Here is a 24,886-nt window from a genome sequence, read left to right as displayed (position 1 = left end):
CGGGCTTTCGGCATGCCCGAACCCGGAACTCTGCACCCAACACCATGATCAACACGACCTCAGGAAAGCTTGATCATGATCGTGAAAGATCTGGGTCGGCTTCGGCATCGTCGCGCAGCAGGTCCCTGGCTTGCTCGACGTCGCCCTGGCGGTACGCCTCTTGGGACTTGTTGGTATCAAGCTCCTCGTACGCCTGCCAACATTCGAGTTTGAGAAACCGCCATTCGATCCGCGACCAAGCCTTCGAGAACTGCTGCCCGCCCTGATCGAAGGTCAGCCGCCTGCCGGTGCGCGTCGCCCCTGAAATCATCTAGCTGTCCGGAATGTCTTTTTTCGCCGACATGAGGGCGGCTCGGGAGATCCGGACGATCCGCTCATCAGCAGCGCATCTCGCGTCGCCTAGAGGCTGGGTCCCGATCTGATCGGTGATATCGGTCCCGATGATGGCGAAGCTCCCGTCGTCCAACTCAACGATATCGGGTGAGCCACTGACGGCAGTAGCGTCGCCACGCTCTTGCGGATTGATACCAAGCCGCCTGACAACTCTCGCGACTTCCTCGCATATGACGTAACGGCTCAACGCAGCCATATCACGCAATAAGAAACATGATAATCTATGCCTAATTAAGTGACGACCTGTCACGGCAATTAATAGCCAACCGATAAGGGAAATCCGGCGCGCCCCGACGACGCGATGTCCGGATGTGGGATGGAGAGGTCAGCGCCCGGCGCGGCCTCACGGCCGGGTCTTCGTCCCTCTCACGGGGACCTCGGCGCACCGTTCACACAGCCATCCTGGACCGCAGAATCACGTCATCTCATCAGACTGTCGTGGATTGAGTTCACATGTGTTCTAATGTAGATCCACGCACACGACGCTGATGGAAAGACGCGTATCGTGATCACCCCCGTCACGCACCTGGACGAGTTCCGCTCCCGCACGTCGCGGACGAGCCGCCGGTCCCGTCGCCTGGAGCACCAGGAGTCGCTGCGGCAGGGCCGGGCCATGCACCTGATCGACATCGAGAACCTCGTGGGCTCTACCCGCCCCACGACCTGCGAGGTCGAGGAGGTCATGACCATCTACGAGTCGCTGGTCCCCATAGGAGCGATGGATCACTACGTCGTGGCCGTCAACCACACCGCGCTCCTGGCGGTCGGAATCGCCTTCCGAGGAGTGCGACTGCTCGCACGCTCCGGTCCCGACGGCGCCGACCGGGCACTGGTCGAGTCGGCGTACGACGACCGCATTGACCTGCGGTTCGAGCGCGTGATCATCGGGTCTGGGGATGGCTACTTCGTCAACCTCGCCGACTGGTTGACGGAAGCCGGGCTGCACGTGACGGTCGTCTCACGCCGCGGCTCTCTCAGCCGCCACCTGGCCGCCATCGTCCCCGATGTCGTCTGCCTCGAGCCACCCGCACTGCACGCCGCCTGAAACCACGACTGGTGCCGCCGGGAGCCCGGCGGCACCGCCTTGCGAATTCAAACGCGGGCGCCGCCGTCCGTCCCCCCGTCGTAAAGCACGGGTACCCCCGCGTGTGGTATCGCTTCAATCCGGCGTCGGCCCGCCGCTCCCAGCGGCACTCCGATCTGAACCGCTGGGTGGCCGCCCCCATGACCCAGGACCGACAAGGGGCGGCGCGCACCAAATTGAACCTCGGCAAGGGCAATCGAAGATCATCAAAAGGGGATTGAAGACCACCTCTTAGGGCCAGCACGCCGTTCGCCCGTACCTCGAAGTGCCGCACCAGCAACTCGTCGAGCGGCTTACCGAGATCCTCGGCCGGGTTCACCCTTCCGGAGAGGTCTGCCAGGAGTGCGCGGGCATGACGCGGAAGTCGTCCGGGCCGGCCGGGGGAACGGGATCGAGCATACCGAAGCGGCCCTCAGCGGTGCGGACGCAGACGGAGTCCTCGTTGTCGAGGATGATCTCGGTGGAGAACCAGCGGTCCGGGGGCAGTGCGAGGGAGGGCACGTCGGGTTGGTCGGTGCGGCCGACCAAGGCGCCATTCAGCGGGGTGAAGTGACTGCCAAAGCCCAGCCAAAGGAAGCCGTGTGGATTATCTTCGCGTAGGACGTCCACGCCCGGGTCTTCGCGGTATCCTTCGAGGCCGTCGTCGAAGTCGATCGCGTTGGGGTACGCGCCGTAGTGCATGTCGACACTTAGGCGGATCGGTTCGCTGGAGTCGTCGACCAGCGCGACGGATGCGGTCCGGCCCGGCTTGATCGTGTAGGACAGCGGGTCCGGGGCGGGCCGGTAGGAGCCGTTGGCGACCTTGTAGAGCGGGCGATCCGTCGCGAGGTCGTAGAAGGCCGATCCGCGCGAGGTCTTCAGCTCCACGCGCCGCAGTCCGGCTGTCCTGGCGCGGGCCGGGTCCGCGGCCCTGACGGACAGTGCCTGCGAGCCGAACACGGACACCTCCCCTCTTGCGGAGATCAGGAATCGGACTGTGCCCACCGGCCGCAGATTCTGGCCCGTCAGGGGCACCGCCTTGGCGGGGTAGCATCCGGCGAGTGGGAGCACAAGGGCCAAGAGAGCGAGTCTTCTGGCGGATCGAGACGCGGGCGAGGACGCGGATGGCGTGTGGACGGTCGCGCGGCGTGCTACGTCTCGCCGGCGTCGTTGTTTCTCGCGCTTCCAGGCCCGATCTCGCGCCCGCAGACTGCCCAACCCGACTCCCGCAAGAGCCATCAAACCGCTCAGCCAGACCGCAAAGTCCATGGACGTCTCCGGATCGACCGTGGTTAACGGTCACGGTAAGCGGCTTTCGATAAGAGGGGAAGACCAGCGTCGGTTCACTGACACCGCATCTACATCAGCGGTCCCAGGCCGAGGGGTCCCTGTTAGCTTGCGATGCGCCGGGAGGCTGGCTGTGGGCCGCTCCCGGCGTTCAACTAAGCCCGCCCAGTGGCTTCCTGGGGAGTCATGGATTCTCGCTTTCACCAGAAGAGGCGGATTGGGGTGCGGCAAGATCGCGCCAGACTTCGCCGTCCACCGCGAGCTCCACCTCCCAGACCGCCATTCCGAGCAGCTTCCGGACCTTCTCCCGGCCGAAACCCTTCACCAAGACCCCGAATCTCGCGGGTCGGCGATCCCTCCGCCTCGACAACCCGGCTGATCGACAGGCCGGCAGGTTCAGCAGGCGCAGATGCTCGTCGTCGGCCTCCGTCTGTGGTACGGCTGGCGCCCGGACGGGAGGGCCGGTCGTACTACGCTCAGTATCAGAATGACCGCTCACCGAACCACCTCGGCCGGGTCCGCCGTTGCGGTCCGGCGGACCCGGCGCGGGGCCCGGCCGCTTGGGCCGGGCAGGCGCCGATCTTCCAAGGAGCGCCCATGGCCTCGCCCGTCGTCCATTCGCTTCGCCAGCAGATCCGCGAGTTCATCGTGGAGGGGATCGTCAGCGGGCGCTGGAAGCCGGGCGAGCGCATCGTGGAGCGGCGGATCGCCGTCGAGCTGGAGGTCAGCCAGACGCCCGTCCGGGAGGCGCTGCGGGAGTTGGAGACGCTGCGGCTGATCGAGTCGGCGCCGAACAAGGGCGTCCGGGTGCGCGATCTCACCGTGGCCGACCTGGAGGAGATCTACCCGGTGCGGGCGGGACTGGAGCAGATCGCCGCCGAGCTGGCCGCACCCCGGCTGGGCGAGGACGTCTCGGTCCTGGAGCCCGAGGTCGCCGCGCTGTACGAGGCCGACCGCAGGAGCGACGCCGAGGCCCAGGTGCGGCATACGGTGGCCTTCCATCGGGAGCTGGTGCGCGCGTCGGGGAACGCCGTGCTGCTGCACACCTGGGAGGCGCTCGGCATCGAGGTGTGGACGGCGCTCTCCATCCGCTGGCTGGGCACCCACCAGCAGTCGTACGCGGAGGAGCACGAGGCGGTGGTCGAGGCCTTCCGGCGGCGGGATCCGCACGTGGGCGAGCTGGTCAAGCGGCATGTGCTGGCCTGCGCGCCTCGACGCCCGACGGCCGAGGCCTGAGCCCGACCCGCCTCTTCGCCCAGCGGCCGAGGCCTGAGTCCTGCGCGCCTCGATGCCCTGCGCGCTCGATGCCTTGCGTGCTCGATGCCTTGCGTGCCTCTGCGCCCGGCCGCCGGGGTCTGAGGGGCGCGAGATCGGCCTGACGCCCGGCGCCGGAGACCCGGCGGGTGGCGGAAAATATCGCCTTCCTTTCCTTCTCGCGAAATTTGCCCAGAGTATTTTGATCGATCATCGATCAGACGTACAGTGGTCGGCGGGCCTACCGGCCCCGCCCTGCCCGGATGGCAGGGCACCTTTCTCACCGTCTCGCCCTCCCACGAGGTGCGGGCCACTTGGAAGGCGAACCCATGAGCGACGCAATGCGCACCCAGCCGAGCGCCCTCGACCAGCTCCCCGACCGCGACCCGGAGGAGACCGCCGAGTGGGCGGCCTCACTGGACGCGGTGACCGAGGCCGCCGGGTCGGACCGCGCCGCCTACCTCATGCGCCGCACCCTCGAGCACGCCGAGGGGATCGGCCTCGCGCTGCCGAAGCTGCTGGAGACCGACTACGTCAACACCATCCCCACGGCCGCCGAGCCGGAGTTCCCCGGCGACGAGGCGATGGAGCGGCGTATCACCGCCTGGAACCGCTGGAACGCCGCGGCCATGGTGACCCGGGGCAGCCGCCAGGGCCTGGGGGGCCATATCGCCACCTTCGCCTCCGCCGCCTGGCTCTACGAGATCGGTTTCCAGCACTTCTTCCGTGGCAAGGAGGCCGACGGCTCCGGGGACCAGCTCTTCATCCAGGGGCACGCCTCCCCCGGCATCTACGCCCGGGCCTTCCTCGACGGACGGCTCACCGAGGAGCACCTCGACCACTTCCGGCGGGAGGCGGGCGGCGACGGCCTACCTTCCTACCCGCACCCGCGCCGGCTGCCCTGGCTCTGGGAGTTCCCGACCGTGTCGATGGGCCTGGGCCCGCTGGCGGCGATCTACCAGGCGCGGTTCAACCGCTATCTGCAGCACCGCGGCATCAAGGACACCTCGGGCTCCCATGTATGGGCGTTCCTGGGTGACGGCGAGATGGACGAGCCCGAGTCGACCGCCGCGCTCGCCCTCGCCGGTCGCGAGGGCCTGGACAATCTGACCTTCGTGATCAACTGCAACCTGCAGCGGCTCGACGGTCCGGTACGCGCGAACTTCAAGATCGTCCAGGAGCTGGAGGCGCGGTTCCGCGCGGCGGGCTGGAACGTGATCAAGGCCCTCTGGGGCTCGGCCTGGGACGAGTTGTTCGCGCTCGACAGCACGGGGGCGCTCGTACGACGGCTGCGCGAGGTCCCCGACGGCCAGTTCCAGACGTACGCGACCCGCGACGCCGCCTACATCCGCGAGCACTTCTTCGGCGCCGACCCGGCGCTCGCCGAGATGGCCAAGGCACTGACCGACGCGAAGATCGTCGAGTGCTTCCACACCTCCCGGGCGGGCCACGAGCCGCGTAAGGTGTACGCCGCCTACCGTGCCGCGGTCGAGCACCGCGGCGCGCCGACCGTTGTCCTCGCCCAAACGGTCAAGGGCCACACGCTCGGATCCGGCTTCGAGTCGCGCAACGCGAACCACCAGATGAAGAAGCTGACGGGCAAGCAGTTCCGCGCCATGCGCGACCTGCTCGAACTCCCCATCCCCGACGGCAGGCTGGACGAGGACGTCGTGCCGTACGTCCACCCGGGCGCCGGCTCGCCGGAGGTGCGCTACCTCCAGGAGCGCCGGGCCGCTCTGGGCGGCCCCGCCCCGGCCCGCACGGTCCACCCGGTGGCGTTGCCCGAGCCGCCGGCCAAGCCGTTCGAGGCCCTGGCCAAGGGGTCGGGCAGCCAGGAGATCGCGACGACGATGGCCTTCGTCCGCCTGGTCAAGGACCTGATGCGGGAAGAGGAGACCGGCCGGCGCTGGGTGCCGATCGTCCCGGACGAGGCCCGCACCTTCGGCATGGAGTCGCTCTTCCCGAGCGCCGGGATCTACTCCCCGCCGGGCCAGACCTACGATCCGGTCGACCGCGACATGCTCATGTACTACAAGGAGGCCACGAACGGCCAGATCCTCAACGAGGGGATCACCGAGGCCGGTTCGATGGCCGACTTCACGGCCGCCGCCACGTCGTACGCCACCCACGGCGAGCCGATGATCCCGTTCTACATCTTCTACTCGATGTTCGGCTGGCAGCGGACGGCCGACCAGATGTGGGCGCTCGCCGACCAGCTCGGCCGCGGCTTCCTGATCGGCGCGACCGCGGGACGTACGACGATGACGGGCGAGGGCCTCCAGCACGCGGACGGCCACTCGCACCTGATCGCCTCCACAAACCCGGCGGCGCTCGCCTACGACCCGGCCTTCGCGTACGAGGTGGCCGTGATCATCCGTGACGGTCTGCGCCGGATGTACGGGCCGGACGCGGAGGACGTCTTCTACTACCTCACGGTCTACAACGAGCCCAAGGTCCAGCCCGCCATGCCGCACGGGGTGGAGGAGGGGATCGTCAAGGGCCTCTACCGCTTCCAGGAGGCCGAGGGCCTGCCCGAGGACGCGCCGCGCCTGCAGCTCCTCGCCTCCGGCACCGCCATTCACTGGATCCTCGAGGCCCAGCGGCTCCTCGCCCGCGACTGGGGCGTGGCCGCCGACGTGTGGTCCGCGACCTCCTGGAGCGAGCTGCGCCGCGACGCCCTGGCCTGCGACGAGGACCGGCTGAAGGGCGAGGACCGCGTCCCGTACGTCACGCGTGCCCTGGAAGGCGCGGCCGGGCCGGTGCTCGCGGTCAGTGACTGGATGCGGGCGGTCCCGGACCAGATCAGCCAGTGGGTGCCGCAGGACTGGCACTCGATCGGCACGGACGGCTTCGGCCTCTCCGACACGCGCGAGGCGGCCCGCCGCCACTTCGGGGTGGACCCGGAGTCCATCGTGGTCGCGGCGCTCGCGGCCCTGGCCCGGCGCGGCGAGGTCAAGCCGGAGGCCGTTCAGAAGGCCCGGGCGTCGTACGGGCTGTGACCAGTCCGTCGTACGGGCTGTGACAAGGCCCGGGCGTCGTACGAGCTGTTACGCGGGAAGGGCAGCGGCACCGAGACGGCCGCTGCCCTTTTGACCTGCCCTGTTGACCTGCTCGAATGCCACGCGTGTGCGAAGCGTAGCGTGGTATGCACTGACGGCTGTGCCGCCCGAGGCGACGCGGGGATGCTCCTGCCGAGGGCGTGAGGGGACGCCGGGGCTAGGGGGGCGGGCATGACTCTCGACAGGACGCCGAAGGTCCTCGCGGAGCGCGCGAGATTCATCGACGACCGTCTGGGGGCGGGGCAGTGGTTCAAGCGGAACCTCCGCAAGGTCTTCCCGGACCACTGGTCGTTCCTGCTCGGTGAGGTCGCGCTCTACTCGTTCATCATCCTGCTGCTCACCGGTACGTTCCTGACTTTCTGGTTCAAGCCGAGCATGGGCGAGGTCGTCTACAACGGCCCCTACCAGCCGCTGATCGGCGTGCGGATGTCCGAGGCCTACGCCTCCACTCTGCACATCAGCTTCGACGTGCGCGGCGGCCTGCTGATCCGGCAGATCCACCACTGGGCGGCGCTGTTGTTCGTCGGGGGCTTGATGGTGCACATGCTCCGCGTGTTCTTCACCGGGGCCTATCGCAAGCCGCGCGAGCTCAACTGGACCATTGGCGTGCTGTTGTTCGTCCTTGCCCTCGCCGAGGGCCTGACCGGGTACTCCCTGCCGGACGACCTGCTCTCGGGCGCCGGGCTGCGCATCACCCAGGGGGTGTTGATCGGGATCCCGGTGGTGGGCACGTACCTCTCGTTCTTCCTGTTCGGCGGCGAGTATCCCGGGCAGGATGTGATCACGCGGTTCTTCGCCATCCACATCCTGCTGATCCCCGGCCTGCTGCTGGCGCTGATCTCCGCTCACCTCATGCTGATGTGGGTGCAGAAGCACACCCAGATGCCGGGCAAGGGCCGCACCGAGACGAATGTGGTCGGCGCGCCGTTCTTCCCGGCCTTCATGATCAAGTCCGGCGCCTTCTTCATGGTCACATTCGGCGCCCTGGCGCTGCTGAGTGCCTTCGCCCAGATCAACCCGATCTGGCTGTTCGGCCCGTACAGCCCGGCCAACATCTCCGCAGGGTCGCAGCCCGACTTCTACATGGGCTTCCTGGAGGGTTCGCTGCGGCTCATGCCGGCCTGGGAGATCAACCTCCTAGGGTACACGATCCCGCTGAGCGTGGTCATCCCGGCCCTGCTGCCCATGGGGATCATCTTCACCGGCCTGCTGCTGTACCCGGCCGCCGAACACTGGATCACCGGGGACGAACGGGAACATCACCTGTGCGACCGGCCTCGCAACAACCCCCACCGCACCGCGATCGGTGTCACGGCGATCACGTTCTACACGTTGCTGATGGTGATGGGCGCCAATGACTTGATCTCGGCGACGTACCACATCCCGCTGTACACCACCACCAAGGTCGGGCGGGTCCTGATCTTCCTCGGACCGGCGCTCGCGTACTTCGTCACCTACCGCCTCTGCGTCGGCCTGCAGCGCAGGGATCTGGAGATGCTGGCCCACGGAGTGGAGTCGGGTGTCATCAAGCGCCTGCCCAACGGTGAGTACATCGAGGTTCACGTTCCTCCGACGGAGGATCTGGCGGAGCTGGTGAGGGGCAAGAAGCGCATCCCCGCCATCCCGGCCGCCCCCGCCGCCGCGGACGGCGTGCCTCCGGACGTCATGCGGCACCCGCTCGGCAGGCTGCGGGCCAAGCTCAGCGGCATCTACGCGAGGGAGAGCGAAGCCTTCTCCCTGGAGGCGCCGGAGGCACCCGAGAAGGGGCATGAACGGCCGGCGAAGGAGATCCGCGGCTCCTCCGCGACGGGCCGCCATAGCGGGTGACGGCGACCACCGGGCCGGTCCTAACGGGTCGATCCGCCGATGGGCGTGGCCTGCTCGCCTTGGCGGGCCTCCGGGATGTGCTGTGCGACAGGGACCGGCGGGGCGTCGTCCGTGCCGGACGAGGTGACCGGCCGGCCGGGCTCGGCGGGTGCCTGTCTTTCCAGGAACCTGAGCAGCTCCACGGGGAAGGGCAGCACGAGCGTCGAGTTCTTCTCGGCGGCGACCTCGACGACGGTCTGGAGCAGGCGCAGTTCCAGCGCGGCCGGGTGCTGTGCCATCGTCTCGGCGGCCTGGCTCAGCTTGGCCGAGGCCTGCAGCTCGCCGTCGGCGGTGATGACGCGGGCCCGCCGCTCCCGCTCGGCTTCGGCCTGGCGGGCGATCGACCGTTTCATCGTCTCCGGCAGCGCCACATCCTTGATCTCCACGCGGTCGATGTGCACGCCCCAGCCCAGCGCCGGGCTGTCGATCATCAGCTCCAGGCCCTGGTTGAGCTGTTCGCGGTTGGACAGCAGGTCGTCCAGCTCGCTCTTGCCGATGATCGACCGCAGCGAGGTCTGCGCGACCTGGCCGATCGCGGAAATGTAGTCCTGCACGTCGACGGCCACCCGCATCGGGTCGACGACCTTGAAGTAGACGACGGCGTCCACGCGGACCGTCACGTTGTCGCAGGTGATGCCGTCCTGGGCGGGCACCGGCATCGTGATGATCTGCAGGTTGACCTTCTCCAGGCGGTCGGCGACCGGCAGGAGCAGTGCGAGTCCGGGTCCGCGGACCGCCGCCCGCACACGCCCGAACCGGTAGACGATGCCCCGTTCGTACTGCCGGATGATGCGCACGCTCGTCGCCAGCCATGCCGCGCCGAGGACCAAGGCCGCGAGAATCACACTAATAATGGTCATTTCGCACCCCCCGCATGCCCATCGGCCCCGATGAAGCATCAGGCCGAGGACACTTTCCCAGTTTAATCCGCCTACCAAGGCCCCAACCGCCTGCGCCCACCGGTCGCCTTCGGTACCGAAGCCGATGACCGAGAGCGACTCTTCATGTCAAATCTCATCCTCGAAGAGGGTGAGCTTCGAAGGCACAGTTGCCAGGCACGGCATGCGCCATTCACCGTAATTCGGGCGCCCAGGCCGGTGAGCTGGCACATGTCGGGGTGCAGGGAAGGCTCGAAGTTGGCCTCCAGCAGGTGACGCGCGAGGCGGACCACCAACTGGGAGTCGTCGGAGAGGGCGCGCAGGAGGTCGGGGTGGAGTCTGCCGGACGCGTGCGTGTCACGCAGGCGGCGGAGATCCGCGCCGGGGCTGCCCAGTCCGTCCGCGGTCTCCACGAGCCAGAGGCCGTCGCTGGTCAGGTGGTGGAAGGGGTAGCCGGGGCTGGTCTTCCGGGGCGGCCCGAACTCCTTGAGCAGGCGAGCGAGGTCGGCTTCCGCCGTGCTGAAAGGGATCGGCCCGCCGCCGTGGCGTTGGAACCGGCCGAGGGCGTAGAGCAGCAGAAGCGGCTTGTGCGGCGCCCGTTCGCCATTGCGCGTCCACCGCCGGACTCCGGCGACCCGCTCGACCCAGTCCATGGCCTGTCAGTTTACGAGGGACCTCGCCTCGTTCATCCTGAGGATTCAGGAAGTCAGCGTGATTTCTCTGATGCCTGAGCGGGTCACCGAGTAGATGTAAGACCCTGGCTTTTCGGCGGCCTCCTCCATGTGACGCCACTGGGTCACGACGACCTCGAGCAACCCCCACGCATCGAGGCTCTCCTCAGAGGTGATCGCGAACATCCGCGCACGGGCCGCGAGGACGGCGTTCTTCTCCGCGGTGCGCATCTCGATGTGCTTGTCACGGGTGATGATCGCGAGTCCGAGGGCGGTGACCTGCGGGATCCAGATGTCGTCGGGGGTTGCCGTGTCCTCGATCACGCAAGGAGCCATCGTCCAGGACTTTCGGTGGCGTAGACCTTCATCACCGCAGAAGGTCACATCCCTGCGAGCACGGATGAGGATGTGGGCCAGACCAAGGGTGTCGGCGTCGACATACCAGCGGGGTTTGACCAGCTTCATGGCACCTCAGGCGGCATCCGGATACCATTCGTATGCGAGCGCCGCCTTGACGGCGGTGACCGGAAGGCTGAAGTCCTCGGCGATCTCTTCCACGGGGACCTGAGCATCCGCGAGTTCGGCGAGAACCTCGGTACGCACGCCTTGTACGGTCGCGGCCCCCGATGACAGCAGTGGGTCTATGACGACGGGAGAATTCCGCCCCAAGGGGTGGATACGTTGGGCTTCCCGATCGCCGGTCTCGCTGAAGTCCACCCGGTCGAGGAAGTCGATAACCCGGTGGTCCAGCACGAACTGGTTGTCGCTTACCTGATACACCATGCGCAGTCCCGCCGGGATGTCGAGCTGATCCTGAATCTCCAGCAAGAACCGGCGCCGGCTGTCGACGAACGGCTTGAAGTGTGCCAAAGGATAGGGCACTCCGAACTCACGACGCAGGTTGGCGATCAGGGGGCGCAACTTCTGCATGGACACATTGCGCTGACGATACGCCCGGAGGTAACGGGCCTCCACGATCTCGCCCCACGTCACGTCGTGGCTCCCGGTGGGCTCCTCCCGAAGGACAGGTGGATAGAAACGGCCTTGCCGCTCTTCACCTTCAAGCCAATGGATCAGGGTTGTCGGAGGGATGCGGAGCTGCCGTGCGGCTGCCCGCACGCTCATCACCTGCCGTTCAAGCACACGAATCGTCCCCATCAGCGATCACTCCCTCTCGATGCGGAGGATATGCCGGGATGTCGCCCCTGTCCTCCTAGGGGTGGCCTCTTCACGAGTAGTGACGCTCCATTTGCCGAAGATTCCAGGGAACCGACACTCAGAGTATCAGCGTGAATTCTCTCGGTCATGCCATCGCTCGCCGGCATTGGCGGAGAACACCTGACGACACCTCCGACTTCGCTGTCCGTATGAGCTGCAACCGGGCACCGCCCCGCGCGCCCAGCGGGTCGAAGCGCACTCGCCGTCCCCAACGAAACCACCGATGACAGCCCTGACAACAGGCCGGGAAGCCGGGAAGTGCCTCCCGCGTTGACGAGGACATGGACGACAACTTCGCGGATGAGCGCGTCATCGAGCGGTTGCTCGGCGAGTCGGCGACATGGGCGTTCGTCGGGCTCGGCGACGACCCGCACCGTACGGCCTACGAGCAGGCCCGCCTGCTCCAGATGAGGGGCAAGCGCATCATCCCGGTCCACCCTGCCGCCAGGACCGTGCTGGACGAGCCGGGGTACGCGTCCTTGGCCGAGGTGCCGGCCAAAGTGGACGTCGTCGGCGTGTACCGGCGGTCCGAGTACGCCGGGCAGGCGGTCGACGAGGCGATCGCGGTGGGCGCTGGTGCCGTGTGGCTCCCGCTCGGCGTCATCGACGAGGCCGCGGCGCAGCGTGCCCTCGACGCCGGACTGGACGTCGTCATGAACCGCTGCCCGGCGGTCGAGTGGGCGCTGCGCCGGGGCGACTGACACCGCCATCGGACACGCCCCTGGGACCTTGGGACACGCCTTACGACCCGCTTTCGGACACCCCCGGCCGCGGCTACACCAGCTTGCGGCACAGAAGCGCGTCGGGGGTCTTCCTGGAGCCGACGCGGCCGGTGTAGGCGATTCCGGCCGCGTACTCGTCGTTGGCGCACTGCCCCTTGTAGTGCCCGTACGCGAACTCTCTCCCGTTGGCACCGCCGGGGCGGTTGTCGCCACGGTCGAACCACACGGTGCGGCCGGTCATACCGAGCGGTACGGAGGACTGCGCGCACAGGCCGCTGGACAGGGCCGCGCCGCGGACGGCGTAGCCGATCAGGAAGCTGCCTTGCGGGCACTGAAGTTTGGTGTAGCCCGATGCCCAGTCGCCCTGCCCCACGTGCCGCTCGTCGCGGACGACCTCGTAGCCGCCGGACGACGCCCACAGGTCGCCGGCGGAGACGTCCGTGCACAGGCCGCGGTTGCCCGTATGGCTCAGGCCGGCGAGCCGCCGGCCGTCCGGGCACGACGCCTTGCGCGCTCCGGAGTCCCAGTCGCTCACCGCGCGCATTCGCAGAGACTGGTTGAAGTCGCTGAAGTCGAGGGTGAGCATGGACCAGCCGGCGACCGGCGCGACCTGGCCGGTCCGGCCCGGGGCGTTCACCAGCCTGGTCCAGGCGGCGGCCCGCCAGTCATCGCCGTCGAACAGGCCCATCCGCCTGCCCGCCGCGTCCCAGTGCATGAGCGCCCAGCCGTTGCCCCTCCGGTTGTCGTTCCAGCCGACGAGGGGCCAGTAGGCGAAGTCGGCGTCGGTGGCGATGAGGTAGTCCACGAAATCGGCGAACCACGCGCGGGGCTTCGCCCCGGCCTCGTCGCGGCCTCCGACGCCGAACTCGCTGATCCAGACGGGTGCGGTGAAATGCGCGTCCGGTTCCGCGGCGACGTAGAACGCCTGCCGGCGGAGCACGTCGTACAGCTCGTCCCGGCTGAGGTCCTGATAGCGCGGGTCGGAGGTCTCGCCTATACCCGTCGCCCCGCTGTGCCTGGGGCCGGTGTAGCCGTAGAAGTGGGCGGAGTACACCAGCTTGTTGGACTTCACCAGCGTGTGCGAGAGCCGCTGGACAGGCTCCAGGGTGGGACGCTCGTGCGGAAACCCGTCGATGGGGATGCCCGTCCAGTTGATGCCCTCGACGATGATCAGTAGGTCGGGGTCGGCCTCCTGCAGGATGCGGTCGCCCACCCGTTGCGAGGCGCTGTACCAGTCATGGCCGTCGCCGAGGCCCCAGTTGGGGTCGTCCAGGACCGAGCGGCGCACCTCGTTGTACAGGTCCGCGCCGACGACCCGCTGGTTGTCCTTGTAGCGGCGCGCCATGAACAACCAGTCGTTCTGCCACTGGTCGGCCGTCTGGCTCGCGTTCCAGCGCTCGTTGCCGTCCACCCCGCAGCACCAGCGGGACGTGTTGGTGTGATTGTTGAGGATCACCGCCAGCCCCGCCCCGGTGAGCGCCTGGACCGCGGCGTCGTAGACCTGGAGCGGAGTCTTCCCCCTCAGCTCGGGGTTCGCCGCGACGGACGCGTCCGGCACGGCGCGCTGGTCGTGGATCATCTCGTTGGAGAACGGCAGCCGGACGCTGTTCAGGCCCAGTTCCCCGAAGGCGGCGACGATCTCGGACATGGGCGCTCGGTCCAGGCCCAGTGGCATCTGGTCGGACTTCTCGCCGGCGTGGTGGTTCGCGGGGTCGCCGACGTCACCCGATCCGGTCCACGTGCCGCTGGCACCGTGCCAGCTCCCCGATTTGAGCTTGAAGCGGTTGCCGTTCGCGTCGACGATGTAGCGTCCCCGCGTGCTGAGCGGCGGCGTCCACGCGGCCGCCACCTCGACACCCCCCGGGACCGTACCGGCGGTGGACGCCGGGGCCGTACCGGCGGTGCGCCCCGGGACCGTACCGGCGGTGCGAACCCCGGGCGGCTGAGCGACGCTCCGGGCCTCCACCGCTCCCGGCGCCCACACGAGGGCGACGAGCGTCGCGACGGCCAGTGACGACATGACGATGGACCTTCTCACCGATCGCCTCCATCGACGAGATCCGCTTCCCTGCCCTCATGGTGAGCCAGACCACCCGATCGCACCAGCCCGCCGGGGCCGGAGGCGGGAATATCGTGTCGTGAATGCCGTACACGTGCGGGTCGCGCGTAGTCGCTCGAACGCGGCCTTCTAGGCTAGCTTTGCATCCACAACGGATGTGCTGACGTGGGCGCACGTCAGGGGCGAGACCGGGAGGCCGGCGATGAGCGGAGACGGCGCGACCGTCACCTCGGCCGACATCGCACGCATGGCGGGTGTCGGACGGGCGGCCGTGAGCAACTGGCGGCGCCGGTACGAGGACTTCCCCGAGCCCGTCGGCGGGACGCCGACCAGCCCCACCTTCGCCCTCAAGGACGTGGAGGCGTGGCTGCTCGGCCAGGGCAAGGTCGAGGAACTGCCCCTCGCCGAACGCGTCTGGCAGCAGATCAGGACCGCCGCGGACGATCTCCGGCTCGGTGAGGTGGTCGCCGAGGCCGCCGAATTGCTGCGGGGCGTGGGGAAGCCTCGTTCGGTGCCGCGGCCCGCGTGGACGCTGCTCCAGCAGTACGCCGCGGAACAGGGGGCCGAGGAGGCGAGCCGGTTTCTGCTCGACCGCTACGCCGACGTGCACTCCCGGCGACTGGCGGAAACACCGATCGAACTGGCGCACTTCATGGCGAGACTGGCCGGGCCGGACGTCGGTACGGTCCTGGATCCGGCCTGCGGGCTCGGAGTGCTCCTGGCGACGATGAACGGGACGGAACACGCCTACGGGCAGGAGTCCGACCCCGCGCTCGCGCGACTGGCCCAGACGCGCCTGTCCCTGGCCGGGGTCGACGGCGTGATCAGGACGGGCGACTCCCTCCGCCAGGACGCCTGGCCCGGCGTGACCGCGGACGCGGTGGTGTGCCATCCCCCGTTCAACGAGCGCAACTGGGGATACGAGGAACTGGCGAGCGACCCGCGCTGGGAGTACGGGCTGCCGCCCAAGTCGGAGTCGGAGCTGGCGTGGGTCCAGCACGCGCTCGCCCACCTGCGGCCCGGCGGCGTCGCGGTCATGCTGATGCCGGAGATCGCCGCGAACCGGCGATCCGGCCGCCGGATACGAAGCAACCTGCTGCGCCGCGGCGCCGTCCAGGCCGTGATCGGGCTTCCGCCGAAGATGGCCCCGGGCACCGGCCTTCCCGTGCACATCTGGGTGCTGCGCAGGCCGGCCGGTGACGGCCGCACGCCGTCGCGCGTGCTGATGTCCACGGCGGAACCGGCCACGTTCGACGCCGTGGTCGAGCGATGGCGCCGCTTCCGGGAGGATCCGGATCGCGTTCTCGATGTGCCCGGCGAGACCCGTACCGTCCCGATCATCGATCTGATCGACGAGGACATCGACATCAGCCCGGCGAGGCACGTAGGGGTGGCGGACGCGACCGCGGGCGACTACCCCGCGTTCCGCACCGATTTCCTGAGCCGGCTCGAACGCCTCGCGGCGCTGATGCCCGAGGTGTCCCCCAGCCGTCCCCGGGACGTGCCGATGATGCCGCTCACCGAGCTGGAACGCACCGGCGCGCTCACCGTCCAGCAGTCCGGCCGCTACGACGTGGACGGCACGGGCGAGTTCGTGCTGGAAGCCGGTCACCTGTTCGCGGGAGGGCCTGCCACCAACCGCACACGGCCGGAGAACAGGATCGCGATCCTTCCGGGTGACGTGGTGGTCGCGACGCGGGACCGGGAGGTGGCGGTCCGGGTCGTGGATGAGGCCGGCCTGCTGCTCGGGCCGCGCCTCACCCTTCTCCGGCCTGATCCGGAGCGCCTCGACCCGTACTTCCTCGCGGGGTTCGTCCGCAGCTCACCGGCGCCGGCCGGGGGCACCCAACCGGGGCTGACGCGATTCGACACCCGGCGTGCCCAGGTGCCCCGGCTTCCGCTGGACGACCAGCGCAGGTACGGAGAGGCGTTCCGGAACCTCTTCGCCTTCGAAGCCGAGCTACGCGGGGCGAATGGATCCGGCCAGGTGGCCGCCGCCTCCGTCCTGCTCGGACTCACCACCGGTGCGCTGAATCCCGGGTCACCGAGCTGACCGCCGCGCCTCCGTCACCGAAGGGCTCGGGTGTGATCTACGTGGCAGGTCGGTGGGCGTCGAGATCGTCCTGGTCGGGGCGGTTCGGGGGGCTCGGATTCCTGTCGGTGGAGTCTGGTAGATGTGGGCCATGGGCGTGAGTGTCGACGAGTTCTTGGGGATGTTGGACGAGCTTCCCGAGGTGAAGCAGAGCGACGGAGGTGAGTGGGTCGCGCTGAAGGTGCGAGGCAAGGGGTTCGGGTACCTCTGGGAGAAGACGGAGACGGTCGGGCTGAAGGCGACGATCGAGGAACAGATCGCGCTGGTGGCGGAGCGGCCCGAGGTGTTCGAGGTGCAGTTCACCGCCGGGCGGTTCGGGTGGGTCGTGGTGCGTTTGGCGAAGATCGAGCCGGACGAGCTGTTCGAGCTGGTCACCGAGGCGTGGTGCCTGACGGCTCCCAAACAGCTGGTGGAGGCGCACGAGGCCGGTCGCGCCTCTCCCTAGACACATCGGTCCCCGGACATACCTGTGCCTGGACCTACCGGTGCCCGGACACCGGTCCCTGGACACACCGGCTACGCCCCGGGCGGCGGCGAGGGTACCGCCGCGAAGGCGTGTCGGTCTGCGGGAACGGGCCCGGGCGCGACTCCTAGGCTGTGTAGCGATCTAGGGGCTGTGTTCTGCAGTCCTCCAGCAGGGCGTCGACGGCCTGCCAGCGTTCGGTCTCGCGTTGGACGATGGGCAGGTTCCGGCCGCGGATCTCGATGAGCCGTTGGAGAGCCGCCGACACCTCGGACATGAAAGCTCCTAATAGGTGGCTTCTACAGAACGCGCGAGGTGACTATTCAGGTTATTGCGTGAGTGCGGGCGTCCAGGGGTCGCCGAGCAGCGCGTTGTGAAGCGCGTGAGCGGCGCGGAGACCGTTCTTACGGACGGTGGAGATGTAGCCGCGGACGGCCAGGAAAATCTGGGCGCCCCTGAGCGTGCGGAAACCGCCGCTGACCTTGATCTTCGTTTTGATCATACGAATGGCCTGCTCTGCCACGTTGTTGGAGTACGCAACGGTGAAATCGGCGGCGAACCGCAACACCTCATCCCTGCGGTCCCGTAGGCGCAGCGCCAGGTTCCGAGCCGGGCTCTGTTTACCCGTCCCGCGCGGTGGATGCGCGGCCAACGCCCGTTCGACCAGGTCATCGAAGCGTCGCCGCAGATCATCGAGCTTGAAGTCCGGTAGCTGACGATGTCCCTTCTCCCGCCACGCCGCCACCCACCGGTAACCGTCCCCGAGCAGATTCACCAGCGCCCCGGCCCAGCCCTCGGACCGGGCGGTCGCGTCGAACTCACCGATCCCGGCGGCCTCACGGATGATGTGCGCATTGCACAAAGCATGCGCGCAGCCGTCGAAGGCCTGGTAGGAACGGTAGGCATCATGAACGGCGACCCCGGCGAAGCGAGGCAGGATCCCGAACGCGACGATCGAGTCGGTGCCACGCCCGTGGACGTCGATGTGGTAAGCGGTCAACGTGGTGGTGGCCGCCACGTGCAGCCAGTGGTTCTTGCCACCGACGCGGGTGACGCTCTCGTCGAAGTGCGCGACGGGCGCGGCCGCGATCGCGTCGCGAATCCGCGCGTTGGCCGGAGCCAGGACCTCGGCCATCCTCCTGACCGCATCGCTGATCCACCCGGTCGATACCTCGATCCCGGCCAGATCGGCGAGGATCTCGCCGATCCTGCCCACCGGGATGTGATGCCGGGCCGACAGGTAGGCGGCCACCGCGCTGACACGCGGCCCGTAAACCGCCGGAGCCGTGGCGAACGCCGGAGCCTGAGCGCGCGTGACGCTCCCGCACCCCGCGCAGGCCAGGGCATGCAATTCGTGCGCGGTGACCTCAACACGAATCTCGGGGATGTCGAAGACCTGCCGGATCACCGGCTGACCCGCTGGGGATGCACCGGCCAGGGCAGACCCGCATCCGCCACACGCGTCCGGAACATGCGACACCCGCCGTGTCGGATTCGCGACCTGCATCAACGCGGTTCCCGACGCACCCGGCCGCTTACCGGGCCCGCGGCCGCTCCTGCCCCGCATCGACCTCGGCGGCGGCTTGGCCAGACCATCGGCCGACGGCGGCTGCGAGGAGTTGCGTGAGTTACGCCCCACCTGCCGCCGCAACTCGGCATTCTCCTCGCGAAGCGCAGCGTTGGCTGCTTTGAGCTGGGCGTTCTCCGCCTCCAGAGCATCCAGCCGCGCGGTTAGCGCTCCGACCAAGACCACGAGCTCGCCGTACGACGGTCGCTCGCCCTCGATCGACATCACCCAAAGATCATCCCACGAGCGGGATCACGCACATACCGTCGTGCAAGCCGTTGGGAAGAAGGAACGTGAATAGTCACCCGCGCGAGGCGCGTATAGGCAACTTTCCATCTGTCCACCATGAGATTCTTTCCCAGGTAATGGCGGCGTATTAGCGCGTGCCACAATCCCGGGTTACGGATCGTCCCAATTGTCCGATGCCCACGCCATTGCGGGCCCGTGTCAGGAGATGTCTGCGTTTCGTATGCCTCATATGCATAAATGACGACCCGTGGTTATTCGAAGATCCACGGCCATGTAATGATCACCGAAGTCCGGATCGGCCGGACAGGAGGTGATCGTACGTGCGACGTCCCCGGGTGAAGGCCGAGCATCGTCCGCACCGGTACGCCGACGGAACCGTGCGCATCGGCGGCGAGATATACGGCGTGGCCGCGGAGATCGACGACCCGGACGGGTGGGTGTGGACGGCGCTCTCGCTCATGGACGGCACCCTGCCGACCGCGGAGGTCATCTCCCTCTTGAGCGGGATATTTCCGGAAATGACGGCGACCCAGGCCGAGTCCGTGGTCACCCAGCTCGTCGCCAGCGGCTACGTCGAGGACGCCGCGGCCACTCCCCCACCCGAGCTCAGCCCCCGGGAGCGCGACCGCTACAGCAGGAACCACGACTACTTCCGCCGCGTCGACCTGACCCCCCGCAAGCACGGCTGGGAGGCGCAACTCGCGCTCAGGAACGCCCGCGTGGTCGTGCTCGGGCTCGGCGGCACCGGCAGCCACACGGCCTGGGCGCTCGCCGCCGCGGGCGTCGGCCGCCTGCACTGCGTGGACCCCGACGTCGTGGAACCGTCGAACCTCAGCCGGCAGTGCCTCTACGGCGAGGCGGATGTCGGCCGGGCCAAGGCCGAGGTCGCCGTGCGCCGTCTGCGCGAGGTCAACTCGGACGTGACGATCATCGGCGACCGCCGCCGCGTCGAAAGCGTCGAGCAGCTCGCCCGGCTGATCGCGGACGCCGACATGCTGGCGCTGTGCGCCGACGAGCCACGCGGGCACGGCCTGCGGGTGTGGGCGAACCGGGCGTGCGCACAGGCGGGCATCCCCTGGGCGGGCGGCGGGTACAACGGGCCGCTGGTGACGGTCGGCGTCTTCGCGCCCGGCCGTCCGTGCTACGAGTGCGTCAGCGCGGGCGAGCAGGCCCGGCGGCGTCCCGGCACCCCGGCCGACCTGGGCGGGCCCGGAGTGATCGCCACGTCGGCGGGGATCTCCGGCCATCTGGTGGCACACGCGGTGATCACGCAGCTCACCGGCGTGCCGCCCATCCCGGCAGGACGCGTCGGCGGCGTGAACCTGATCGCTCCCGACCAGCTCGTCGACGTCCGGCACCCCTCCCTCGACGACTGCCCGGTCTGCGGGCCCGGCAGTGAAAGGTCTTGACCCTTTTCGAAGAGGACTGGAAGATCGGACTCGTCCATGCGGCGAAACCGCGATTCCTCTCCACGGAAGGCCGGCCATGATAAATGGGGAAAGCGAACTCCAGGCCTCCGAGAACGCCCGCGACGAAGCGGTGAGGGCGACCGTCACCATCCGCCGGCTCGACAAGACCGAAACCGTCGTCGACAGCTACGGGAATTCCAACTGATCCTGCCGGCGGGCCTCGGAATCGGAGGAACCATGGACCGGTTCCGCCGGCTTCGGGAAGCCGGAGTCCCCTCCCCGGACGCTCAGGAGGCGTCCAGGCGGGCCAGCTCGTCGGCGGTCAGGGTCAGGTCGGCGGCGGCTGCCGAGTCGCGGATCGTCTCCGGGCGTGAGGCGCCGGGGATCGGGATCACGACGGGCGACTTGGCGAGCATCCAGGCGAGGGTCACCTGGTAGGGGCTCACCCCGTGCGCCTCGGCGATCTCGGCGCCGGCGGCGAACCGCGACCCGAGCCGCCCCGCCTGGCGGATGCCGCCGAAGGGGCTCCACGGCAGGAAGGTGATGCCCAGCTCGTCGCACAGCTCCAACTCGGGCTCGCTGGAGCGGAACGCGAGAGAGAACTCGTTCTGGACGCCGGCCAGACGGCCGCCCAGGATGTCCCGCGCCTGGCGGATCTGATCCGGGTTCGCGTTCGAGATGCCCGCGAGACGGATCTTCCCCGCGTCCAACAGGTCGCGGATGGCGCCCACCGACTCCTCGTACGGAACGCGGGGATCGGGCCGGTGGAACTGGTAAAGACCGATGGCCTCGACGCCGAGCCGCTTGAGCGACGCCTCGCAGGCCTGCTTGAGGTAGTCCGGCGAGCCGTTCACCGTCCACGTGCCGTCGCCCGGGCGCAGGTGGCCGCCCTTGGTGGCGACCAGGACGTCCGTGGTGTCGCCCCCGTACGAGGCGAGGGCGCGGGCGATGAGCGACTCGTTGTGGCCGACCTCGTCCGCGTGCAGGTGGTAGGCGTCGGCGGTGTCGATCAACGTCACGCCGGCGTCCAGGGCGGCGTGGATGGTCGCGATCGACCGGCTCTCGTCCTCGGGCCGCCCCTCGACGGACATCGGCATGCCGCCGAGCCCGACGGCGCCGACCTGGACATCGCCGACACGGCGAGTCTGCATGGCAACTCTCCTCCGCGAGGATCACCTTCTGCGTTCGCCACAGTCAACCGCCTCGGCGAGGAGGCTGTCCAACCGATCAAGGACGCGGGCGCTCAGAACAGGAGGCGGATCGCCGCGACGACGGTGAGGGTCACGGTCACACGCTCGAACCACGTCCGGTCGATGCGGCCGATCAGCAGGCGCCCGGCGGCGGCGCCGGCGAGGACGGCGGGGGCCGTCACCGCGGCGAACGCGAGGGTGGCGGGGGTGATGAGGCCGAGGGCGACGCTGAACGGCACCTTGAACGCGTTGATCGTGAGAAAGAACCACGCGCTGGTGCCGAGGAAGTTCAGGACGGGCAGGCCCGTAGCCAGCAGGTAGATCGCCATGATCGGCCCCGCGGCGTTGGCCGTCATCGTCGCGAACCCGGCGAAGACGCCCGCCAGCGCCGCCACCGTGCGGTTGTGGGCGAGCGAGTTCTCGGGGCCGCGGCGGCGGTTCCACAGGTGGGCGGCGACGATCACCAGGAGGATCGTGCCGATCAGCCGTCTCATCTGCGCGTCGTCCACCCACCGGACGACGAGGGCCCCCACCACCACACCGGCCGCCACCCACGGGAACAGCCTGAGCAGCCTCGGCCAGTCCGCGTGCCGGCGGTAGGAGGCGACGGCCACGACGTCGCCGACCAGGAGCAACGGCAGCAACACGCCGGTCGAGCTCTTCGTCGGCAGCACGAGCGCGAACAGCGCGATGGCCACGGTGCCCGTCCCCGAGACGCCGGTCTTGGAGAACCCGACGAGGACCAGCGAGAAGACCAGGATGGCCCACTGCGCGAGATCGAGGGACGGCATCAGCCTCGCCCACGGGCGGGCCGGCGCCGACCGGCCGATGAGCGCATAGCGACCTTTCGCTCGGTGCCGGACACCATGCAGACGTTCATCGGCAGGGCTACACAAACGCCAGTGGAGGAAAACTGGACGGAAGGATCATAACTCCTATTACGCCGACCTCACCGAGGCCGCCGGGCGACCCGGCCCGCCGCCCGTCCGCCACCGACCGTCCGTCCGCCAGGACGGCGGACCTCTGCGCGCGGCGCGCGATAAAACCCTTCCACCCGATAGGAATAGCGGCGGCCGGGGGCGTGGTTGTCGTCGTCATGGCTACCCTCGGATTGATCGGCAGCGGGTACATCGGCGGCACGCTCGCCCGGCTGGCAGTCGCCGCCGGCCTGGACGTCGTCCTGAGCAACTCCCGCGGCCCGGACACCCTGTCCGCACTCGTCGAAGAACTCGGCCCGCACGCCCGGGCCGCCACCCCGGCCGAGGCCGCGGCCGCCGGGGACTGGGTGGTGGTGACCATCCCGCTGAAGGCGTACGACCAAGTGCCGGTGGAACCGCTGGCCGGCAAGGTCGTCCTGGACACCGGCAACTACTATCCGCAGCGCGACGGCCGCTTCCCCGAACTGGACAGCGAGGAGACCACCACCAGCGAGCTCCTCCAGCGGCGCCTGCCCGGCGCCAAGGTCGTCAAGGCGTTCAACAACATCTACTTCAAGCACCTGGCCGCCCTCGCCCGTCCCGCCGGCGCCGAGGACCGCTCCGCCCTGCCGATCGCCGGCGACGACCCCGCCGCCAAGGCCGCGGCCACCACGCTCCTGGACATCCTCGGCTTCGACGCCGTGGACGCCGGGTCGCTCGCGGAGGGATGGCGCTTCCAGCGCGACACCCCCGCCTACGCCGTGCCGTACGCGAAGTACCCGCAGGGCACGGGCGTCACCGGCGACGACCCCGGCTCCCCGGGCGACGCCGCCGCCATCCGCGCCGCCCTCCTGGCCGCCCGCCGCTATCACGACACCGCGGAGGGCTGACGCTCGTCCGCGAGACCGTCACACCGCCTCGCCGCGAACGGCGGCGAGGCGCGGAGGCGGAGCCGAGGGGGTACGGCGATTCGGGATGGCCGAGGGGAACCGCCACCGCATGCCCGTCTGCGGTGTCACGCTGAAATGCGGTGACCCGCGGCTTTACCAGAGAGGGATAACCCGGTCAAGACATTGATTACACCGTAAATGCATGGAATACCGGATGCATCCCCCCGAGTAAGGCATAGAGGAGCATTCGGTGAAAACACCCCCGATCACCGCAAGAGCCCCGCGAGCCACCCGTCGTCTGGCAGTGGCGCTGAGCGTCGCCGTCGCCGTGGTCACGACCGGCCCGGCCCAGGCCGCCGCGGCCCCCGAGCCCGCTGCCGTCACGGACGCCACCACCCGGGCCGTCGAGCCGACCGGCGAGATCCCGGGCGGCTTCGCCTCCTGGAAGGACCTGCTGACCACCCAGCAGAGGCTGGTCAAGGCCGCCGACCGGATCACCGCCGCCGTCGGGACGCGCGGTGACACCGGGTTCGCCGGCATCGTCGCCGCGCCCGAGAACCGCGAACTGCGCGTCTACTGGAAGGGGACCACCCCCGGGGCCATCGGTGCCCTGCTGCGCGAGCTGCGCGAGGACGTCCCGGTCAGCGTCCTGCCCGCGGCCTACTCGGCCCGCGAGCTGGAGAGCGAGATGAACCGCCTCGCCCGCGCGTCCGGCGGCGCGATCACCTCGATCGCGCCGAACGCCGACGGCTCCGGCCTGACGGCCTCCGTGGCCGACCGGGGCGTGACCCGCTCGGCGCTCGCCGCCTCGGCGGTGCCGGTCACCGTGGAAGCCGGCGTCACACCGGCCCCGGCCCACCGCTGGGACGACACCGCGCCCTGGCGGGGCGGCGCGGCCTGGCGGACCACCACCGCCACCGGGATCGGCTGCTCGACAGGCTGGGCCGTCACCTACGGCGGCGCGAGCTGGATGCTGTCCGCGGCCCACTGTGCCACCGCCGGACAGGTCGCCATCGACCCGACCGGCGAGAGGATCGGCCCCGTCGCCTACACCGACAAGACCCGCGACGTGATGCTGATCCGCGCCACCACCACGGGCAGGGTCTACAACAACAACCCCGGCACCGTGACGCCGGAGTTCGACAACCCGGTCATCGGCACCACCGGCTCCTACGTGGGCATGTACCTCTGCACCTCCGGCGCCTACTCGGGCACCATCTGCCTCTGCCAGGTGATACGGACCGGCGTCACAATCAACCTCGCGAACGGCGTTCTCACCGGCCTGGCCCAAGTGGAGAACACGACGCGCAAGAACGCGGCCGGCCAGGGTGACAGCGGGGGCCCGGTGGAGACCCCCGAGCCGTCCAGCACCACCCAGCAGTACGCGCTGGGAGTGATCTCCGCCATCGACACCAGCAATCAGGTCCCGTGCACCGGCTACGTCACCACCGGCCGCCTCTGCTCCTGGCGGCTCTACTACGCCCCGTGGAGCAACGCGACCGCCGCCTTCCCCGGAATCGCCATCACGACCGGCTGACGAACCGGACTCGTGCCGCTCATGGACGAGGGGGCGCCCCCTCGGTCCGCTGGACGTGAGAGGAAGGACCCGGCCGCCCCCGCTCCATAGCACCAGCGCCAC

At 69.0% G+C, this 24,886-nt stretch carries 22 protein-coding genes and 2 pseudogenes; 11 read left to right on the top strand and 13 right to left on the bottom strand.

Going from position 1 to position 24,886, the window contains the following annotated elements:
* Window positions 1-73: 73 nt before the first annotated feature.
* Together AB0M95_RS17425 and AB0M95_RS17420 are read right to left on the bottom strand one after the other, a co-directional pair.
* The gene (locus AB0M95_RS17425; protein ID WP_363765180.1) at window positions 74-310 is read right to left on the bottom strand and encodes a hypothetical protein; all 237 of its coding nucleotides are present in this window, start codon (window positions 308-310) and stop codon (window positions 74-76) included.
* Window positions 311-589 (bottom strand): hypothetical protein, encoded by a 279-nt coding sequence (locus AB0M95_RS17420; protein WP_363765177.1) that lies wholly within the window; start codon window positions 587-589, stop codon window positions 311-313.
* 309 nt (window positions 590-898) lie between these two features.
* On the opposite strand from AB0M95_RS17420, the gene AB0M95_RS17415 reads away from it, so the two are divergent.
* Window positions 899-1,438 carry an NYN domain-containing protein gene (locus tag AB0M95_RS17415; RefSeq protein WP_363765174.1) on the top strand — a complete coding sequence of 180 codons (540 nt, stop codon included), beginning with the start codon at window positions 899-901 and terminating at the stop codon, window positions 1,436-1,438.
* Window positions 1,439-1,792: 354 nt separating this feature from the next.
* On the opposite strand, the gene AB0M95_RS17410 is transcribed toward AB0M95_RS17415, so the two are convergent.
* Together AB0M95_RS17410 and AB0M95_RS17405 are read right to left on the bottom strand one after the other, a co-directional pair.
* Window positions 1,793-2,461 carry a hypothetical protein gene (locus AB0M95_RS17410; RefSeq protein WP_363765171.1) on the bottom strand — a complete coding sequence of 223 codons (669 nt, stop codon included), beginning with the start codon at window positions 2,459-2,461 and terminating at the stop codon, window positions 1,793-1,795.
* Window positions 2,462-2,927: 466 nt separating this feature from the next.
* Entirely contained in the window at window positions 2,928-3,071 is a 144-nt protein-coding gene (locus AB0M95_RS17405) for a hypothetical protein (protein WP_363765168.1), read from the bottom strand.
* A 232-nt stretch (window positions 3,072-3,303) separates the two neighbouring features.
* On the opposite strand from AB0M95_RS17405, the pseudogene AB0M95_RS17400 reads away from it, so the two are divergent.
* The 3 genes and pseudogenes from AB0M95_RS17400 (at window position 3,304) to AB0M95_RS17390 (ending at window position 8,883) form a co-directional block, all read left to right on the top strand.
* A pseudogene (locus AB0M95_RS17400) lies at window positions 3,304-3,979 on the top strand (GntR family transcriptional regulator).
* Window positions 3,980-4,326: 347 nt separating this feature from the next.
* Window positions 4,327-6,996: a pyruvate dehydrogenase (acetyl-transferring), homodimeric type gene (gene aceE / locus AB0M95_RS17395; protein WP_363765165.1), complete on the top strand. Its 2,670-nt coding sequence runs from the start codon at window positions 4,327-4,329 to the stop codon at window positions 6,994-6,996.
* A 231-nt stretch (window positions 6,997-7,227) separates the two neighbouring features.
* Window positions 7,228-8,883, top strand: a complete 1,656-nt coding sequence (locus AB0M95_RS17390) for a ubiquinol-cytochrome c reductase cytochrome b subunit (protein WP_363765162.1) — start codon at window positions 7,228-7,230, stop codon at window positions 8,881-8,883.
* Window positions 8,884-8,903: 20 nt separating this feature from the next.
* Here AB0M95_RS17390 and AB0M95_RS17385 read toward each other — a convergent pair whose 3' ends face one another.
* From AB0M95_RS17385 to AB0M95_RS17370, 4 genes and pseudogenes are all read right to left on the bottom strand, one after another.
* On the bottom strand, window positions 8,904-9,782 hold the full coding sequence (locus tag AB0M95_RS17385) for an SPFH domain-containing protein (RefSeq protein WP_363765159.1): 879 nt from the start codon (window positions 9,780-9,782) through the stop codon (window positions 8,904-8,906).
* Between the two features lie 230 nt (window positions 9,783-10,012).
* Window positions 10,013-10,453: pseudogene (locus AB0M95_RS17380) on the bottom strand (restriction endonuclease); the annotation flags it as partial.
* 45 nt (window positions 10,454-10,498) lie between these two features.
* Window positions 10,499-10,936 carry a hypothetical protein gene (locus AB0M95_RS17375; protein ID WP_363765156.1) on the bottom strand — a complete coding sequence of 146 codons (438 nt, stop codon included), beginning with the start codon at window positions 10,934-10,936 and terminating at the stop codon, window positions 10,499-10,501.
* A gap of 6 nt (window positions 10,937-10,942) precedes the next feature.
* Complete coding sequence (locus AB0M95_RS17370) at window positions 10,943-11,629, bottom strand: DUF433 domain-containing protein (RefSeq protein WP_363765153.1); 687 nt, start codon at window positions 11,627-11,629, stop codon at window positions 10,943-10,945.
* Window positions 11,630-11,970: 341 nt separating this feature from the next.
* Between AB0M95_RS17370 and AB0M95_RS17365 the strand changes: the two genes are divergently transcribed.
* Window positions 11,971-12,390, top strand: a complete 420-nt coding sequence (locus tag AB0M95_RS17365; RefSeq protein WP_363765150.1) for a CoA-binding protein — start codon at window positions 11,971-11,973, stop codon at window positions 12,388-12,390.
* 73 nt (window positions 12,391-12,463) lie between these two features.
* On the opposite strand, the gene AB0M95_RS17360 is transcribed toward AB0M95_RS17365, so the two are convergent.
* On the bottom strand, window positions 12,464-14,449 hold the full coding sequence (locus tag AB0M95_RS17360; RefSeq protein WP_363765147.1) for a cellulase family glycosylhydrolase: 1,986 nt from the start codon (window positions 14,447-14,449) through the stop codon (window positions 12,464-12,466).
* Window positions 14,450-14,672: 223 nt separating this feature from the next.
* Here AB0M95_RS17360 and AB0M95_RS17355 point away from each other — a divergent pair, with 223 nt between their 5' ends.
* Window positions 14,673-16,523, top strand: coding sequence for an N-6 DNA methylase (locus tag AB0M95_RS17355; RefSeq protein WP_363765144.1), 1,851 nt, complete (start codon window positions 14,673-14,675; stop codon window positions 16,521-16,523).
* A 130-nt stretch (window positions 16,524-16,653) separates the two neighbouring features.
* Window positions 16,654-17,007, top strand: a complete 354-nt coding sequence (locus tag AB0M95_RS17350) for an MmcQ/YjbR family DNA-binding protein (protein WP_358517854.1) — start codon at window positions 16,654-16,656, stop codon at window positions 17,005-17,007.
* 145 nt (window positions 17,008-17,152) lie between these two features.
* Here the strand turns inward: AB0M95_RS17350 and AB0M95_RS17345 are convergent, their stop codons facing one another.
* The gene (locus AB0M95_RS17345; protein WP_363765141.1) at window positions 17,153-17,302 is read right to left on the bottom strand and encodes a hypothetical protein; all 150 of its coding nucleotides are present in this window, start codon (window positions 17,300-17,302) and stop codon (window positions 17,153-17,155) included.
* 51 nt (window positions 17,303-17,353) lie between these two features.
* Entirely contained in the window at window positions 17,354-18,817 is a 1,464-nt protein-coding gene (locus AB0M95_RS17340) for an IS66 family transposase (protein ID WP_363765192.1), read from the bottom strand.
* 344 nt (window positions 18,818-19,161) lie between these two features.
* On the opposite strand from AB0M95_RS17340, the gene AB0M95_RS17335 reads away from it, so the two are divergent.
* Together AB0M95_RS17335 and AB0M95_RS17330 are read left to right on the top strand one after the other, a co-directional pair.
* A complete protein-coding gene (locus AB0M95_RS17335) occupies window positions 19,162-20,250 on the top strand; it encodes a ThiF family adenylyltransferase (RefSeq protein WP_363765138.1) in 1,089 nt (362 codons plus the stop codon).
* A gap of 76 nt (window positions 20,251-20,326) precedes the next feature.
* Window positions 20,327-20,455 (top strand): hypothetical protein, encoded by a 129-nt coding sequence (locus AB0M95_RS17330; protein WP_363765135.1) that lies wholly within the window; start codon window positions 20,327-20,329, stop codon window positions 20,453-20,455.
* 82 nt (window positions 20,456-20,537) lie between these two features.
* On the opposite strand, the gene AB0M95_RS17325 is transcribed toward AB0M95_RS17330, so the two are convergent.
* Window positions 20,538-21,401: an aldo/keto reductase gene (locus AB0M95_RS17325; RefSeq protein ID WP_363765132.1), complete on the bottom strand. Its 864-nt coding sequence runs from the start codon at window positions 21,399-21,401 to the stop codon at window positions 20,538-20,540.
* A gap of 92 nt (window positions 21,402-21,493) precedes the next feature.
* Window positions 21,494-22,231, bottom strand: coding sequence for a sulfite exporter TauE/SafE family protein (locus tag AB0M95_RS17320; RefSeq protein WP_363765130.1), 738 nt, complete (start codon window positions 22,229-22,231; stop codon window positions 21,494-21,496).
* A gap of 305 nt (window positions 22,232-22,536) precedes the next feature.
* Here AB0M95_RS17320 and AB0M95_RS17315 point away from each other — a divergent pair, with 305 nt between their 5' ends.
* Together AB0M95_RS17315 and AB0M95_RS17310 are read left to right on the top strand one after the other, a co-directional pair.
* Complete coding sequence (locus AB0M95_RS17315; RefSeq protein ID WP_363765127.1) at window positions 22,537-23,247, top strand: NAD(P)-binding domain-containing protein; 711 nt, start codon at window positions 22,537-22,539, stop codon at window positions 23,245-23,247.
* 250 nt (window positions 23,248-23,497) lie between these two features.
* Window positions 23,498-24,784: a hypothetical protein gene (locus AB0M95_RS17310; protein ID WP_363765124.1), complete on the top strand. Its 1,287-nt coding sequence runs from the start codon at window positions 23,498-23,500 to the stop codon at window positions 24,782-24,784.
* The last annotated feature ends 102 nt before the right edge of the window (window positions 24,785-24,886 follow it).

It is taken from the genome of Sphaerisporangium sp. NPDC051017 (assembly GCF_040683095.1).
GTDB lineage: Bacteria > Actinomycetota > Actinomycetes > Streptosporangiales > Streptosporangiaceae > Sphaerisporangium.
Note: the sequence above shows the minus strand (reverse complement) of the source record. Positions and strands in the feature narration are given on the sequence as shown.